Origin of the sequence: Pseudoalteromonas sp. JC3, from assembly GCF_030291895.1 — a bacterium.
GTDB lineage: Bacteria > Pseudomonadota > Gammaproteobacteria > Enterobacterales > Alteromonadaceae > Pseudoalteromonas.
Genome location: NZ_CP127855.1, coordinates 2,872,248 through 2,887,160, shown reverse-complemented (window position 1 = coordinate 2,887,160; position 14,913 = coordinate 2,872,248). Strand labels below are relative to the sequence as shown.

Sequence of the window (14,913 nt, the reverse complement as noted above, 5' to 3'; positions counted from 1 at the left end):
GCCAATGCTCTCTATCGTCTATTTAGGAATGAGGAAAAACGATGGCAGGCAATAGCATTGGCCAATTATTTAAGGTGTCGACCTTTGGTGAAAGCCATGGCGCCGCGCTTGGTGGCGTGGTGGATGGTGTACCACCAGGGCTTGAGATCACTGAAGCTGATTTACAAATCGATTTAGATAGACGTAAACCAGGTCAAAGCCGCTACACAACACAGCGCCGAGAGGGCGATGAGATAAAAATTCTCTCGGGTGTGTTTGAAGGCAAGACCACAGGTACGAGCATTGGATTGTTGATTGAAAATACCGACCAACGTTCAAAAGATTACTCAAACATCAAAGACTTGTTCCGTCCGGGTCACGGCGACTATACCTATTGGCACAAATACGGACATAGAGATTATCGCGGTGGTGGTAGGTCGTCGGCACGTGAAACTGCCATTCGAGTTGCAGCAGGGGCAATCGCGAAAAAATATCTCAAGCAAGTCCATGGCATCGAAATCAACGCCTGTCTTTCTCAATTAGGCCCGATTAAAGCCGAGCATTATGATTGGTCAGCCGTTGAAACCAATCCATTTTTCTTTCCCGATGAATCTAAGCTAGAGGCGCTAGATGAATATATGCGTACGCTGAAAAAAGAAGGTGATTCAGTCGGCGCAAAGGTAAAAGTCGTGGCGAAAAATGTGCCTGTTGGTTTAGGTGAGCCAGTGTTTGACCGTTTGGATGCTGAGATAGCGCACTCCTTGATGAGCATTAATGCCGTAAAAGGCGTAGAGATTGGTGATGGCTTTGATGTGGTTGAGCAAAAGGGCTCGGAGCATAGAGATGAGCTAACGCCACAGGGTTTTACCTCTAATCATGCAGGCGGCGTTTTAGCGGGTATTTCTACAGGGCAAGATATTATCGCATCAATTGCGCTAAAACCGACATCAAGTATCTCGGTACCAGGACAGAGTATTGATACCCACAACCAACCGCAAGAAGTTGTGACGAAGGGTCGCCATGATCCTTGTGTTGGTATTCGTGCCATTCCAATCGCAGAAGCTATGTTGGCTATTACGCTCATGGATCACTTATTACGTCACCGTGGTCAAAACCAAGACGTCAATTTGCCGCATAAGCCAATTCCTGGTCATATCTAGCCAGTAAGCTAATTCTGGCACAGTGATTGCTTTTCTTGGACAAATCAAGGAGAGCAATCATGATCACTTACCAAACCCACTCCGCAATTCGTACCACTGAGTCCGTTTCAGAGCAGCAAAGCCTTGCCCAAACTAAACGAGCTAATACCGCTGCGCAGGAGCAAGACTATGTCGCGGCTGCTAACATCGCAACCCAATCATCCCCTGTACTGGATAATAAAGCCGACGAGCCATATAAATATGAAGTGGTGGAGCGTAATCAGTCATTTCTAGAAAAAATGAGAGAAGCGGTAATGTTTAGCCGCTTAGGGGCAAATAAAGAGAAAATAGACGAATTAAAAGAGAAAATGGCAGAACTTGAAAAGCTTGCGGCTGAGGGAAAAATTTCACCTGAAGAATTAGAAGAGCGGATGGCTGCCTTACAAGAAGCGATGAGAGAAGCGGTAACTCAGGAAGAAAACAAAGCGAACAAGGACACGCTAATGAGTTAGTGAGGCTTAAAATAATAAAAGCCTCAACTGAGGCTTTTATTACAGCTATAAACTAACAGCGTTTAGCTGTGATATTTTTCACACGCTTCTAGCGTATTTTCGATTAAGCTTGCGACGGTCATTGGGCCCACACCACCTGGCACTGGGGTAATAAAGCTCGCGTTTTGTTCTGCGATGTCGTATTGCACGTCACCTACCAGTTTGCCAGATTCTAAGCGATTAATGCCTACATCGATGACAATCGCGCCTTCTTTAACCCAGTCGCCTGGAATAAACTCAGGTTTACCAACCGCCACAACTAATAGATCGGCGCGACGAACGTGAGCCTCCAAGTCTTGCGTAAATTTATGGCAAACGGTTGTAGTACAACCGGCAAGTAATAGTTCTAGCGACATAGGACGACCAACGATGTTTGAAGCACCAACCACAACAGCATGCATGCCTTTATAACGCACACCGGTAGAGTCGAGTAGGGTGATGATCCCTTTTGGCGTACAAGGTCTCAGTGCTGGCATTCTTTGGGCAAGACGACCTACGTTATATGGGTGAAAGCCGTCGACGTCTTTATGAGGATCAATACGCTCTAACACTTTTTCTGCGTCTAGGCCTTCAGGTAGCGGCAATTGTACTAAGATCCCATCAACTTCAGGATCTGCATTAAGCTCATCAACAAGCGCAAGTAATTGCTCTTCGCTTGTGTCACCTGGTAAGTCGAAAGATTTAGAAACAAATCCGACTTCTTCACAGGCTTTACGCTTTGAACCAACATAAACTTGGCTCGCGGGATCCTGGCCTACTAATACCACAGCCAAGCCAGGCGCTCTTAGGCCTTGCGCTAGTCTGTCTTGAACTCGTTGTGCAACAGTAGAACGAACTTGTTTCGCGATAGCTTTGCCATCAATGATGTTTGCCGTCATGATTGACCTATATTAAGGGTTAAAAAACTTGAACGATGATAGAGCCTTTAAATTCTTCTATACAAGCACTTTCATGTATTGATGAAATGATTGCTTAATAAAGATGAAAATGGGGTCGCTCTATTTATATGTCCCTTTAGTTACAACAAAGGAGGACATTTGCCCGCTATTTTCTCAAAAAACAGCCAGCCCGCCAAGTTTGCATTGCGTAAAAGCAAAGGTTTTCATGATCTGTTCTACAAGAACCGCTCAAAAATTGTTTAAGTCAGCTGTTTTATCAACAATTTGTGGCAAAATTAGGCAGTTGAAACAAAAACTAAAAAAAATATTTGACCTACTTCGGGCAAATCACTATTATGCACCCCGTTGCCAACGAGGACTCACCGATAAAAAGGTTCTTAGTTCTCCAAGGTCACAGTCGGCGATTAGCGCAGCTTGGTAGCGCACTTGGTTTGGGTCCAAGGGGTCGCAGGTTCAAATCCTGCATCGCCGACCACTTTTAAAATAAGAATGTAGCATGAAGATGTTTACGAGTTTGCGCCCTTAGCTCAGCTGGATAGAGCAACGCCCTTCTAAGGCGTCGGTCGAAGGTTCGAATCCTTCAGGGTGCGCCATCTTATTTTAATCCACATGTAGTGGCGGCTGTAGCTCAGTTGGTAGAGCCCTGGATTGTGATTCCGGTTGTCGTGGGTTCAAGTCCCATCAGTCGCCCCATCTACATGCCAAAATCAGTCGGCGATTAGCGCAGCTTGGTAGCGCACTTGGTTTGGGTCCAAGGGGTCGCAGGTTCAAATCCTGCATCGCCGACCACTTCTACAAAATATATATGTTCGGCGATTAGCGCAGCTTGGTAGCGCACTTGGTTTGGGTCCAAGGGGTCGCAGGTTCAAATCCTGCATCGCCGACCACTTTCTCTCTAGTATTTCAGTCCTTTATTTCAAATTTACTAACTTTTAATCAATTAGCACCAATATGCCTAATTATTTAACCTGATTGCTCGACTCCGTCGTTGAATAGGTTATAATGCCGCGTCTATTAATTAACGTAGTGCCCGTAGGGCAGGCAACAAGCGTCACATGCAACGGAGAGTTTGGCAATTTAGCCGAAGGCCCATAAAAGCATGATGGTTGTCTTGTTAGTAAGGAAGGCGCTTTGTCGCCCAAAAATGAAGATTGAGGTAAATCATGCAAGTTTCTGTTGAGACGACTCAAGGCCTTGAGCGCCGTCTGACCATCACCGTTCCTGCAGAGAACGTTGAGACTGAAGTTAAAAAACGCCTACAACAACTGTCAAGAACACAGCGTATCGATGGCTTCCGCCCTGGTAAGGTTCCAGTGTCAATCATCACTAAGCGTTACGGCGCGGCTGTACGTCAAGAAGTTGCTGGCGATCTGATGCAGCGTAACTATATCGAAGCAATCATTGCAGAGAAAATCAACCCTGCAGGCGCACCATCTTTTGCTCCTAAGTCACTAGAAGCGGGTAAAGATCTAGAATTCGATGCAACTTTTGAAGTATACCCAGAAGTTGAGCTTAAAGATCTAGACAAAATTGCGGTTGAGAAGCCTGCAGTTTCTGTCACTGATGAAGACCTAGCGAACATGCTTGAAACGCTTCGTAAGCAACACGCTTCTTGGACTGAGAGTGATGCTGCAGCTGGCGAAAAAGACCGTGTAACGGTTGATTTCGTTGGTACAATCGACGGTGAAGAGTTCGAAGGCGGTAAAGCTGAAGACTTCCCTCTAGAGCTTGGTCAAGGTCGTATGATCCCAGGTTTCGAAGACGGTATCGTTGGTAAAAAAGCAGGTGAAGAAGTTGTTTCTGACGTAACTTTCCCTGAAGAATATCACGCTGAAAACCTAAAAGGTAAAGCGGCTCAATTCACAATCACTGTGAAGAAAGTTGAAGTTCAAGAGCTTCCTGAACTAACTGACGAGTTCGCAACTAAGTTTGGTGTTGCTGAAGGCGGCGTTGACGCACTTAAAGAAGAAGTTAAGAAGAACATGGAGCGTGAGCTAAACCAAGCGGTTAAAGCTAACGTGAAAGATCAAGCTATCAAAGGTCTTCTAGAAACTAACGAAGTTGAAGTGCCAAAAGCACTAATCGACCAAGAAATCGATGCACTTCGTCAACAAGCTGCACAACGTTTTGGTGGCAACGCACAAAACATGCCTGAGCTTCCAGCTGAGCTATTCCACGAGCAAGCAGTAACTCGCGTGAAAACTGGCCTACTACTAGGTGAAGTGATCAAAGCGAACGACATCAAAGTTGATGAAGATAAAGTTGCTGAACTAATCGACACAGTTGCTTCTGCATACGAAGATCCAAGTGAAGTAGTGGCATACTACAAAGCAAACGATCAACTAATGCAGCAAATGCGCAACGTTGCGATGGAAGAGCTAGCAGTTGAAGCTGTACTTGCTGCTGCATCTGTTTCTGATGTTGAAAAGTCATTCGACGACATCATGAATCCACAGGCTGCTCAATAAGTCTTTGAAGAAATCATTGACTTACAGCTAAGCTGAAGTTTAAATGGCTCGAGTTACTCTAATAGAGAATTCGGGCCATTTTTGTTTTTAAGCCTTGATATTGAAGCATTAAGTACTTATATCTTGAGGCATGGCTTATTTTATTAGCTATACTTATTTTACGAGTCAGGTTTCGTTGAGTATTACTGATACAGTTATATCTACTCGTTTCAATTCGCTCAAAAAAGTATTAGCCTAAACACCGATCACAGAATGTTTTTATGGACCGCGCTAAGTCCAATGAAAGTTGCTGCGAATAGGCAATAGATTCTGTGCTAATAAGGAATAAAAAACATGAATGATGGTATGATCGATCCAATCAATGCGTTAGTACCTATGGTCGTGGAGCAAACGGCTAAAGGCGAGCGTTCTTATGATATTTACTCACGACTGTTAAAAGACCGTATTATTTTCTTAACAGGTCAAGTCGAAGACCATATGGCCAATCTAATTGTGGCGCAGATGCTGTTCTTAGAATCAGAAAGCCCTGACAAAGATATATTCTTGTATATCAACTCGCCAGGTGGTTCTGTGACTGCTGGAATGTCAATCTACGACACGATGAACTTTATCAAGCCTGACGTTAGTACGGTTTGTGTTGGTCAGGCTGCGAGTATGGGAGCATTTTTGCTATCTGGCGGTGCTAAAGGTAAACGTTATTGCTTGCCGAACTCGCGTGTGATGATCCACCAACCTTTAGGTGGTTTCCAAGGTCAGGCTTCTGATTTTGAAATTCACGCCCGCGAAATCTTGGCGATCAAAGAAAAATTGAATCGCTTAATGGCGGATCACACCGGTCAACCTTATGATGTGGTTGCGCATGACACAGACCGAGACAACTTTATGACTGCAGATCAAGCGTTAGAATATGGTCTGATTGATGCGGTTCACTCTCGTCGAGAGCTTAAGTGATTATGAATTAGCCGATGAATTGAATTCATCGGCTTCTACTGTGCCAAAGCCAAATTTCTTTGGTATAGTTAAAAGAAATACGATGTTATCTAGAGATAACAGCAATTGAATGAGGTAGCTGAATGTCAGACACTCCAACAGACGGCGATAAGAATAGCAAGCTACTCTACTGCTCATTTTGCGGTAAGAGCCAGCATGAAGTTCGTAAGTTAATTGCCGGTCCATCTGTCTATATATGTGACGAGTGCGTTGAACTTTGTAACGACATTATTAGGGAAGAAATCAAAGATATTGCGCCTAAGCATGACGCGTCTGATAAATTACCTGTGCCAAAAGAGATCAGAAATCACTTAGATGATTATGTGATAGGTCAAGACCACGCTAAAAAAGTCTTGTCTGTTGCGGTTTATAATCACTACAAGCGCCTGCGTAACCAAGGTGGTAAAGGTGATGTAGAACTTGGCAAGAGTAATATTCTACTAATTGGTCCAACGGGTAGTGGTAAAACCCTTCTAGCGGAAACGCTTGCACGTTTACTTGACGTCCCATTCACCATGGCAGATGCAACGACATTAACCGAAGCCGGTTATGTGGGGGAAGATGTTGAAAACATCATTCAAAAGCTTCTGCAAAAATGTGATTACGACGTTGAGAAAGCACAGCGTGGTATTGTTTACATTGACGAAATCGACAAAATTTCAAGAAAATCTGACAACCCATCAATTACCCGTGATGTGTCAGGTGAAGGTGTACAACAAGCACTACTAAAACTGATTGAAGGCACGGTTGCATCTGTTCCGCCACAAGGTGGTAGAAAGCACCCGCAACAAGAGTTTTTACAAGTAGATACTTCTAAGATCTTGTTTATCTGTGGTGGTGCGTTTGCAGGCTTAGATAAAGTCATCGAGCAGCGCAGTACAAAAAATACCGGAATTGGGTTTGGTGCTGAAGTTAAGTCTAAAGACTCTGAGCGCTCATTAAGCGAAACGTTTAAAGACGTAGAGCCTGAAGATTTAGTTAAGTACGGCTTAATTCCTGAATTTATTGGTCGTTTGCCTGTAGTTGCAACTTTGACTGAACTGGACGAAGAAGCACTAATTGAAATCCTAAATGAGCCGAAAAATGCACTCACTAAGCAATACGCGGCGCTATTTAAGATGGAAGGTGTTGACCTTGAATTCCGTGAAGATGCGCTACGAGCGATTGCTCATAAAGCGATGGAGCGTAAAACGGGTGCCCGCGGTCTGCGTTCGATTGTCGAAGGCGTACTGCTTGATACTATGTATGAGCTTCCTTCACTAGAAGAAGTGAGTAAAGTCGTCATTGATGAAACGGTGATCAAAGGCGAATCAGACCCTATTATGATTTACGAAAATAACGGTAAAGAAAAGGCGGCGTCTGAATAGCTCAGTATGAGATTGAAAAAAGGAGCCTAGCGCTCCTTTTTATTTCTTAGTCCACATCAGATAGAAACCAATATAGTCAAATTGCTATAACAATAAAGGGCAATAGCGAGACAAGTTTTTAGGGTGAATATTTCATACATTTCACCACGGTAAATTGAGTGTCAAAACTAAGCTTTTTATACGTTAAATTGATCTCTACTTGATGCGGATTACTATAAACTATTGAACTTTATCTGCGTTATCCCCATATAGCTCAGTATTCCCAAAATTAATTGAAGTGCGAAGAGAACATAATGACGCTTGAAAGAACGGATCGAGTAGAAATTCCTGTGCTAGCGCTACGCGATGTAGTGGTGTATCCGCATATGGTGATCCCGCTGTTTGTAGGTCGAGAAAAATCAATAAAATGCCTAGAAGCTGCGATGGACAATGACAAGCAAATCTTTTTAGTTGCGCAAAAAGACGCCTCAGTTGATGACCCAAGCACTGATGATGTCTATCAGACTGGTACCATTGCAACGGTACTACAGTTACTCAAACTACCTGATGGCACAGTGAAAGTGCTAGTTGAAGGTACTCAACGCGCAAAAATAGATGAGTTTCTAATTACAGACGAATATTTCTTGGCGCAAGCTCAGTACATTCCATCTCAGGATGTGGATGAGCAAGAGCAAGACATATTAGTTCGCAGCGCAATTAGCCAGTTCGAAGGCTATGTGAAGCTAAATAAAAAGATCCCACCAGAAGTACTAACTTCAGTATCGGGTATCGATGAAGCTGCACGCTTAGCGGATACGATGGCTGCTCATATGCCAATTAAAGTACCTGAAAAACAAAAGGTGCTAGAAATTAACGATGTGACTGAGCGTCTCGAGTATTTGATGGCGTTGATGGAAGGCGAGATCGATTTACTTCAAGTAGAGAAGAAGATCCGCTCACGCGTTAAAAAGCAAATGGAGAAATCTCAACGAGAGTACTATCTGAATGAGCAAATGAAAGCTATTCAGAAAGAGCTTGGTGAGCTGGATGATGTTCCTGACGAATTTGAAGCCCTGAAAAAGCGTATTAGCGAAGCGAATATGCCGCAAGAAGCGGAAGAAAAAGCGCTTTCAGAGCTTAACAAACTTAAAATGATGTCACCTATGTCTGCAGAGGCGACAGTTGTGCGCTCGTACATTGAGACGATGATCAATGTACCTTGGAAAAAACGCTCAAAGGTGAAAAAAGACCTAGCTGGTGCACAAAAGATACTAGATGCCGATCATTATGGTCTTGAGAAAGTGAAAGACCGCATCATCGAATATCTAGCGGTACAGCAGCGCACCAATAAGCTTAAAGGTCCTATATTATGCTTAGTTGGTCCTCCAGGCGTTGGTAAAACCAGTTTAGGTCAATCTATCGCGCGTTCGACTGGCCGTAAGTACGTACGTATGGCGCTCGGTGGCGTGCGCGACGAAGCTGAAATTCGTGGTCACAGAAGAACTTATATTGGCTCAATGCCGGGTAAATTGATCCAAAGCATGTCGAAAGTTGGCGTAAAGAACCCGCTTTTCTTGTTGGATGAAATCGATAAGATGTCATCGGATATGCGTGGCGATCCTGCATCGGCTCTACTAGAAGTGTTAGATCCAGAGCAAAATAGCAACTTTGCAGACCACTATTTAGAAGTGGACTACGATCTGTCTGATGTTATGTTTGTTGCGACTTCTAATAGCTTTAACATTCCAGGTCCATTATTAGACCGTATGGAAGTCATTCGTCTTTCTGGTTACACCGAGGACGAAAAGCTAAATATTGCCAAGCAGCACTTAATTCCAAAGCAAGTGAAACGCAATGGATTAAAAGAGTCTGAAATCAATATTGAAGACAGTGCGATCATTGGCATTATCCGCTACTACACGCGTGAAGCGGGTGTCCGTAATCTAGAGCGCGAAGTTTCTAAGTTATGCCGAAAAGCCGTTAAGAACATCTTGCTAGATAAAAATGTTAAGCAAGTTGTGATTAACCAAGAAAATCTTGAAGACTTCTTAGGTGTACAACGTCACGACTACGGCAAGGCGGAAGACGGCGATAGAGTTGGTCAAGTTACCGGGCTTGCATGGACGGAAGTAGGGGGTGACTTACTCACTATCGAATGTGCGGCAGTACCAGGTAAAGGCAAACTTGCTTACACCGGCTCGCTGGGCGATGTGATGCAAGAGTCAATTCAGGCGGCAATGACGGTTGTGCGCAACCGTGCTGACAAACTACGCATTAATGACGATTTCTACGAGAAACGTGATATTCATGTTCATGTTCCTGAAGGTGCAACACCGAAAGACGGTCCGAGCGCCGGTATTGCGATGGTAACGGGCTTAGTGTCAAGCCTCACTGGCAATCCAGTGCGTGCAGATGTCGCGATGACAGGTGAAATTACCTTGCGTGGTGAAGTTCTGCCTATCGGTGGTCTGAAAGAGAAATTATTGGCAGCGCACCGTGGTGGAATTAAACGAGTTTTAATACCGAAAAAGAACGAGCGCGACTTAAAAGAAATTCCTGAGAATGTTCTTGAAGGGCTTGATATTCATGCGGTGTCATGGATTGATGAGGTATTATCACTGGCGTTAGCGCACCCAATAGACAGTTTTAGTGTGGAATCGCAAAAAAACTAAGAAAAAAGCCAAAAAATTGAGTGAAAAGGCTTTTCAAATCTAAAAGGTGTGTTAAGTTAGGCACTGTATTCAAGCCTACTGGTTCGGAAGCCCCGTAATCACTAGGCTTGAGAAAGATTTCGAGAATTAGAGAGTCGCTGTGATGTCTCTAAATGAATAGCAAAAGTTACCAGTAAGAAGTAACTTTTGACAATAACTATGGAAGAGGATGATATTGTGAATAAATCTCAATTAATCGATCAAATCGCAGCTGATGCTGACATTTCTAAAGCGGCTGCTGGTCGTGCGCTAGATTCATTCATTGAGTCTGTAACGGGTGCACTAAAAGACGGTGACTCTGTTGCACTTGTAGGTTTTGGTACTTTCTCAGTGCGCGAGCGTGCTGCACGTTCTGGTCGTAACCCACAAACTGGTGAGACTATTCAAATCGCAGCAGCTAACATCCCATCTTTCAAAGCGGGTAAAGCGCTTAAAGACGCAGTAAACTAATTCAATTTGAATTAGGCGGTGCAGAGTCATCGCGAACTGCTTCAAGATAAAAGGCGTATCTGCTAAGATACGCTTTTTTTATACCATCACTAATCTGATTGGTGTAATGCTTAACCCAAATCTAGCAAACACAAAGTGCTTTAGTGCTTTGACTTAGATAAGAGAAACAATAAATGCTTGAAAAGATCAGAGAAGGCTCGCAAGGCCCGGCGGCTAAAATCGTATTAGGTTTAGTCATCTTATCTTTTGCGTTAGCAGGGATCGGTGGTTACCTAGGTCAAACCACAGAGCAGCCTGTCGCAGAAGTGAACGGAGTAAAGATTTCACAAACCAAGTTTTCTCGTGCTTACTCAAATGAACGCGCACGACTAGAGCAACAGTTTGGCGAATACTTTGCACAGATTGCAGCCGATCCTAATTATATGGCGCAAATTCGCCAAGGTGTTGTTGATCAATTAGTACAACAAGAATTACAAACTCAATTAGCTAAAGAGCTTGGTCTTCGTGTGAGCGATGAGCAGGTTAAAAAAGCGATTGTTGAAATGCCATATTTTCAAATTGGTGGAGAATTCAGTAACGACCGTTACTTACAAGTTATCCGTCAAATGAACTTCCAGCCAGATAGCTTCCGTGAATATCTTCGTGACGAGATGACTCGTGCGCAGTTAATCTCTGCAGTTGCTGGCACTGATTTTGTACTGAAAAACGAACTTCAGCAATCTATTGCGCTACAGCAACAAACTCGTGCTATCGACTATGCGGTATTAAGCAAAGAGTTGGTGAAAGATGAAGTGTCAGTATCAGATGAAGAAGTTCAGAACTATTACGACTTGAATCAAACTCAGTTCCAAGCTCCAGAATTGGTGGCGGTTAACTATATCGAGCTAAAAGCTGAAGATTTAGCGCCTGCAGAACCAGTTACTGAGGAAGCGTTAAAAACGTATTACGAAGAGCAAAAAAACCAATATCTTGAACCTGAAAGACGCCGCGTGTCACACATTCTTGTTGATGCAAGCGAAGATGCTGAAGCCGCTAAACAAAAAGCAGATGAAATTCTGGCTGAATTGAATAACGGTGCTGATTTTGCCGTTGTTGCAGAAGAAAAATCTGACGACGTGGTGAGCGCTGAGCTTGGCGGTGATCTAGATTGGATTGAAAGGGACATGATGGATCCGGCGTTTGAAGATGCAGCATTTGCGCTTGCCGCGGTAGGTGATGTATCTGAAGTAGTTGAATCTGAGTTTGGTTTTCACATTATCAAGCTAACAGACATTCAGCGCCAACAGGCACAATCTTTTGAAGACGTAAAAGACGACCTTCGTGCAGAGCTTGAAAATGCAGCTAAGATCGATGCGTTCTATCAAAAGCAAACCCGTGTAGCTGAACTTGCTTTTGAAATGGCTGACTCGCTACAAGACGCTGCTGAAGCCGCTGGTGTTGAAATCAAATCAACTGAGCTGGTAAGTCGTAATGCGCTTCCTGAGCCACTGAATTCACCAGCGATAAGCAATACTATCTTCACGCCAGAGCTGCTAGAAGACCGCGTAAACTCTGAAGTGTTAGAAGTTGCACCAGAGCATATCGTGGTGGTTCGTGTTGCTGAGCATAAAGCGGCAGCGACGAAGCCACTTGAGGAAGTCAGCGCGCAGATCAAAACGCAGTTGAGCAATGAAAAAGCGTCGACATTAATTGCAGAGAAAGCACAGTCACTATTTGAGCAACTACAAGGTAGTTCTACTTTAGCTGAGATTGCCAAAGCACAAAATATCGAAGTGAAAAGCGTGACTGAGCTTAAGCGTCGTAGCTACGACGTACCGCCAGCTATCGCAGCAGAAGCATTTAAATTGCCTCAGCCTGGTGTAGCAGAAACAGAATCTGCACTTGTAGAGCTTGGTAATGGTGACTCGGCATTTGTGGTGCTGAAGTCTGTAACCACGCCTGAAGTTGATGGCAAAGTTGATGTGCAGCAGAAGCAGTCAATCACGGCTTCTTATGCAAACAAAAACTATCTTGAGCTACTAGCAGCACTTGAAGCTAAGTCTGAAGTGAAAAGACCACAGTTACAGGTCACAGAGCAGCAATAATCGTTTTTAGATAGCAGAAAGGCGCCAACACGGCGCCTTTTTTATGCCTTGTGAAGGGATATCGGTATTATTGAATATGCTCAAGTACGGTGCTTGCAACCGCTTGTGAAGACTGATAATTCTGGCCCGTCACTATGCGGCTATCTACCTTGATAAAAGACGCATCCCGCTCTCCATATACAAAATTCCCTCCAAGCTCTTCCACTTTAGGCTGAATTTGAAAAGGAAAATGCTCGAAATACGCTCTATCTGGATTTTCAAATGCGGTAGGGTAACCGGTGATTTGTTTTCCTTTGATGAGATACTCGCCATTTTTCAAGCGCAAATTAACGATACCAGCTGTGCCGTGGCATACAGCGGCAACAACACCTTGGTTTTGTTCATATATATGCATAGCAATACGCTGTAGAGTAAGGTTTTCTGCTACTTCATACATGGCATTACTGCCGCCTACATAATAGAGTGCCGCATATTGGCTAGGGTCGACTTCAGCTGGGCGCATTGTGTTGCTGAGCGCATACATATAGTCAGGTTGGTAAAGGTACTTTTTATGTTCGCCGTTTGAAGTATTTATATAGCTCAGGTTTAGCGCGCCACCTTGTGTGCTGACAAAATCAACAATTAGTCCTGCTTGAGTAAATACGTCATAGGCACTGAGTAGCTCTTCGAAGCTCGTGCCAGCTGGCAGCTGACTATCGCCGTGAAAGGCCTTGCTTGACGCGACAATGAGCACTCGGCGACCTAAGTTCGTTACTTGCTCGGAAGTTAGCGTGGTTTGCTGCGCAGATTTACTGATGATTTTCCATGTGCCAGCTATTTTCTTTAGGAGTAGGTGATCGATGTACTGCACGTTTGACTTCAATATATCAATGCGGATTTTGGCCTGTGCAAGGTGATCATTCACGCTGATATTTAGAATTTTTGCGCGCCTGCCTGTGTCTTTTTTCGGACCTTTATACCAACTCAAATACTCTTTCAACGGGACTTGCCACATCGCTTGGTCTGACTTTTCTAAAATAAGTATCGCATCGGGATGAAACGCTTTTCTTATCATTTCAGGCTGGTTATTCGCGGTGCCACCGATGTAGTGGTTTAATGTAGCGGTAATTTTAGCGGTCTCATCCTCAAAAGCGATGGCGATGCTGGTTTGGATAAGTAGTAAAAATAACAATGGTACTAGTTTTGATAGGGTCATAAGCTTCTCCTGTAATGATTCAGAAGAAACATAAACTTATTTAATTAAAGCAGTCACCTAGAGTATATTTTAGGAGTCTGATAGTATGTTCTCGGAGTGCTTAAAGCTATTTGGAGAGTACCCCGTGAGCTTCTTAAATGCGGCAAAAAATGTGGATGCAGAATTAAAACCACACTCCAGTGCAAGGTGTTCCAGCGGCATGTTGGTGCTCGAAAGCAAGTGTTTCGCATATTCAACTCTCAAGCCATTGAGATATTGTTTAAAGTTACAATGATAGTGGCGATTTACTATTTGCGATAATTTGTTGTGGCTCGTGCCTAATCGTTTGGCCAATCGGGGGAGCGTTAAATCCGGCTCAGTAAATAGCTTGCTTTCTGACATTAGCGACTCAAGTTTGGCTATGAGCTGATTGTATTCATCGTCGCTTATGTGCGTATTGGCATATTTCTTTTCATTAGCAGTTGGTTTTCGTAGTAATTTGGGTGCGAAAAGGATGCTTAAATAGAGCACAAAGCTGAACGTGAGTGCTCCTGTGATGTAAGAAGTGAACGACGAAAAGAAATACGCGGCCCAAATGAGCCAGCAACCGCAGATCACAACCAAAGTTAGATGAAACTCAGCGTTGCCATTGGCGCTTTTGCCTATAGCTAGACGATAAAAAGTATAAGAACTTATCAGTAAATAACCTAGCCAAAAATAGGATGTGCCTTTGTAACCCCACATTTGCCAAATTTCAGGGTGAAGCTGATAGGGCATAAGTATACCAAATCCAATAATAAAACCGCTTAATGCCAAAAAGTGTATTGTTAGATAACGATTTTTGGTTTTACTGTAGCTTGCAAGTACAAAATTAAGCAGGCAGGGACCAAGCAAAAAGTAGGCACTCAAACCTATTTGCAGGATCGTTTTATCCAGCTCTGGGTTAAAGTAAAAAAGGACTGATTTACCAATTCGAATACAGAGTAAAATGAGGAGCACCGACACCCAGCGCAGTGCCTTTGCCTCCTGAAATTTTATTAGCAGTAGGGCGCTGAGAATAAAGCCATTAAACACCCCGATAAGTGAGAAGAAAAATAACAGATGGGCACTAAAATCCATTAC

The 14,913-nt window shown here is 43.7% G+C and carries 11 protein-coding genes and 5 tRNA genes; 13 read left to right on the top strand and 3 right to left on the bottom strand.

What is annotated here, in order from left to right:
- Positions 1-41 precede the first annotated feature (41 nt).
- Complete coding sequence (gene aroC / locus QSH61_RS12290; RefSeq protein ID WP_039497056.1) at positions 42-1,139, top strand: chorismate synthase; 1,098 nt, start codon at positions 42-44, stop codon at positions 1,137-1,139.
- 59 nt (positions 1,140-1,198) lie between these two features.
- Entirely contained in the window at positions 1,199-1,630 is a 432-nt protein-coding gene (locus tag QSH61_RS12285; RefSeq protein ID WP_010606721.1) for a hypothetical protein, read from the top strand.
- Between the two features lie 62 nt (positions 1,631-1,692).
- Here the strand turns inward: QSH61_RS12285 and folD are convergent, their stop codons facing one another.
- Positions 1,693-2,547, bottom strand: coding sequence for a bifunctional methylenetetrahydrofolate dehydrogenase/methenyltetrahydrofolate cyclohydrolase FolD (gene folD / locus QSH61_RS12280; RefSeq protein ID WP_102057141.1), 855 nt, complete (start codon positions 2,545-2,547; stop codon positions 1,693-1,695).
- A 419-nt stretch (positions 2,548-2,966) separates the two neighbouring features.
- On the opposite strand from folD, the gene QSH61_RS12275 reads away from it, so the two are divergent.
- The 11 genes from QSH61_RS12275 to QSH61_RS12225 all read left to right on the top strand — a co-directional run bounded on the left by QSH61_RS12275 (position 2,967) and on the right by QSH61_RS12225 (position 12,617).
- A tRNA-Pro gene (locus QSH61_RS12275) sits at positions 2,967-3,043 on the top strand.
- Positions 3,044-3,084: 41 nt separating this feature from the next.
- Positions 3,085-3,161: transfer RNA gene (locus QSH61_RS12270), tRNA-Arg, on the top strand.
- 24 nt (positions 3,162-3,185) lie between these two features.
- Positions 3,186-3,261: transfer RNA gene (locus tag QSH61_RS12265), tRNA-His, on the top strand.
- Between the two features lie 19 nt (positions 3,262-3,280).
- A tRNA-Pro gene (locus QSH61_RS12260) sits at positions 3,281-3,357 on the top strand.
- A gap of 21 nt (positions 3,358-3,378) precedes the next feature.
- Positions 3,379-3,455, top strand: a tRNA-Pro gene (locus QSH61_RS12255).
- Between the two features lie 276 nt (positions 3,456-3,731).
- A complete protein-coding gene (gene tig, locus QSH61_RS12250) occupies positions 3,732-5,036 on the top strand; it encodes a trigger factor (RefSeq protein WP_010371144.1) in 1,305 nt (434 codons plus the stop codon).
- A gap of 333 nt (positions 5,037-5,369) precedes the next feature.
- Positions 5,370-5,987, top strand: a complete 618-nt coding sequence (gene clpP, locus QSH61_RS12245; protein WP_010606724.1) for an ATP-dependent Clp endopeptidase proteolytic subunit ClpP — start codon at positions 5,370-5,372, stop codon at positions 5,985-5,987.
- A gap of 122 nt (positions 5,988-6,109) precedes the next feature.
- A complete protein-coding gene (gene clpX / locus QSH61_RS12240; protein WP_010606725.1) occupies positions 6,110-7,393 on the top strand; it encodes an ATP-dependent protease ATP-binding subunit ClpX in 1,284 nt (427 codons plus the stop codon).
- Between the two features lie 293 nt (positions 7,394-7,686).
- Positions 7,687-10,044, top strand: coding sequence for an endopeptidase La (lon, locus tag QSH61_RS12235; RefSeq protein WP_017216125.1), 2,358 nt, complete (start codon positions 7,687-7,689; stop codon positions 10,042-10,044).
- A gap of 216 nt (positions 10,045-10,260) precedes the next feature.
- Positions 10,261-10,533, top strand: coding sequence for a nucleoid-associated protein HU-beta (hupB, locus tag QSH61_RS12230; RefSeq protein ID WP_010371157.1), 273 nt, complete (start codon positions 10,261-10,263; stop codon positions 10,531-10,533).
- A 173-nt stretch (positions 10,534-10,706) separates the two neighbouring features.
- Positions 10,707-12,617: a SurA N-terminal domain-containing protein gene (locus QSH61_RS12225; RefSeq protein ID WP_206471056.1), complete on the top strand. Its 1,911-nt coding sequence runs from the start codon at positions 10,707-10,709 to the stop codon at positions 12,615-12,617.
- A gap of 67 nt (positions 12,618-12,684) precedes the next feature.
- Here the strand turns inward: QSH61_RS12225 and QSH61_RS12220 are convergent, their stop codons facing one another.
- A complete protein-coding gene (locus tag QSH61_RS12220; protein ID WP_206471055.1) occupies positions 12,685-13,812 on the bottom strand; it encodes a nuclear transport factor 2 family protein in 1,128 nt (375 codons plus the stop codon).
- 69 nt (positions 13,813-13,881) lie between these two features.
- Entirely contained in the window at positions 13,882-14,910 is a 1,029-nt protein-coding gene (locus QSH61_RS12215; RefSeq protein ID WP_206471054.1) for a helix-turn-helix domain-containing protein, read from the bottom strand.
- Between the last annotated feature and the right edge of the window lie 3 nt (positions 14,911-14,913).

What these genes read in the sequence shown, in the direction of transcription:
- QSH61_RS12225 (WP_206471056.1), top strand. Translation starts at nt 10,707, where the DNA reads ATGCTTGAAAAGATCAGAGAAGGCTCGCAAGGCCCGGCGGCTAAAATC.
- clpX (WP_010606725.1), top strand. Translation starts at nt 6,110, where the DNA reads ATGTCAGACACTCCAACAGACGGCGATAAGAATAGCAAGCTACTCTAC.
- clpP (WP_010606724.1), top strand. Translation starts at nt 5,370, where the DNA reads ATGAATGATGGTATGATCGATCCAATCAATGCGTTAGTACCTATGGTC.
- aroC (WP_039497056.1), top strand. Translation starts at nt 42, where the DNA reads ATGGCAGGCAATAGCATTGGCCAATTATTTAAGGTGTCGACCTTTGGT.
- folD (WP_102057141.1), bottom strand. Translation starts at nt 2,547, where the DNA reads ATGACGGCAAACATCATTGATGGCAAAGCTATCGCGAAACAAGTTCGT.
- QSH61_RS12215 (WP_206471054.1), bottom strand. Translation starts at nt 14,910, where the DNA reads ATGGATTTTAGTGCCCATCTGTTATTTTTCTTCTCACTTATCGGGGTG.
- lon (WP_017216125.1), top strand. Translation starts at nt 7,687, where the DNA reads ATGACGCTTGAAAGAACGGATCGAGTAGAAATTCCTGTGCTAGCGCTA.
- QSH61_RS12220 (WP_206471055.1), bottom strand. Translation starts at nt 13,812, where the DNA reads ATGACCCTATCAAAACTAGTACCATTGTTATTTTTACTACTTATCCAA.
- tig (WP_010371144.1), top strand. Translation starts at nt 3,732, where the DNA reads ATGCAAGTTTCTGTTGAGACGACTCAAGGCCTTGAGCGCCGTCTGACC.
- QSH61_RS12285 (WP_010606721.1), top strand. Translation starts at nt 1,199, where the DNA reads ATGATCACTTACCAAACCCACTCCGCAATTCGTACCACTGAGTCCGTT.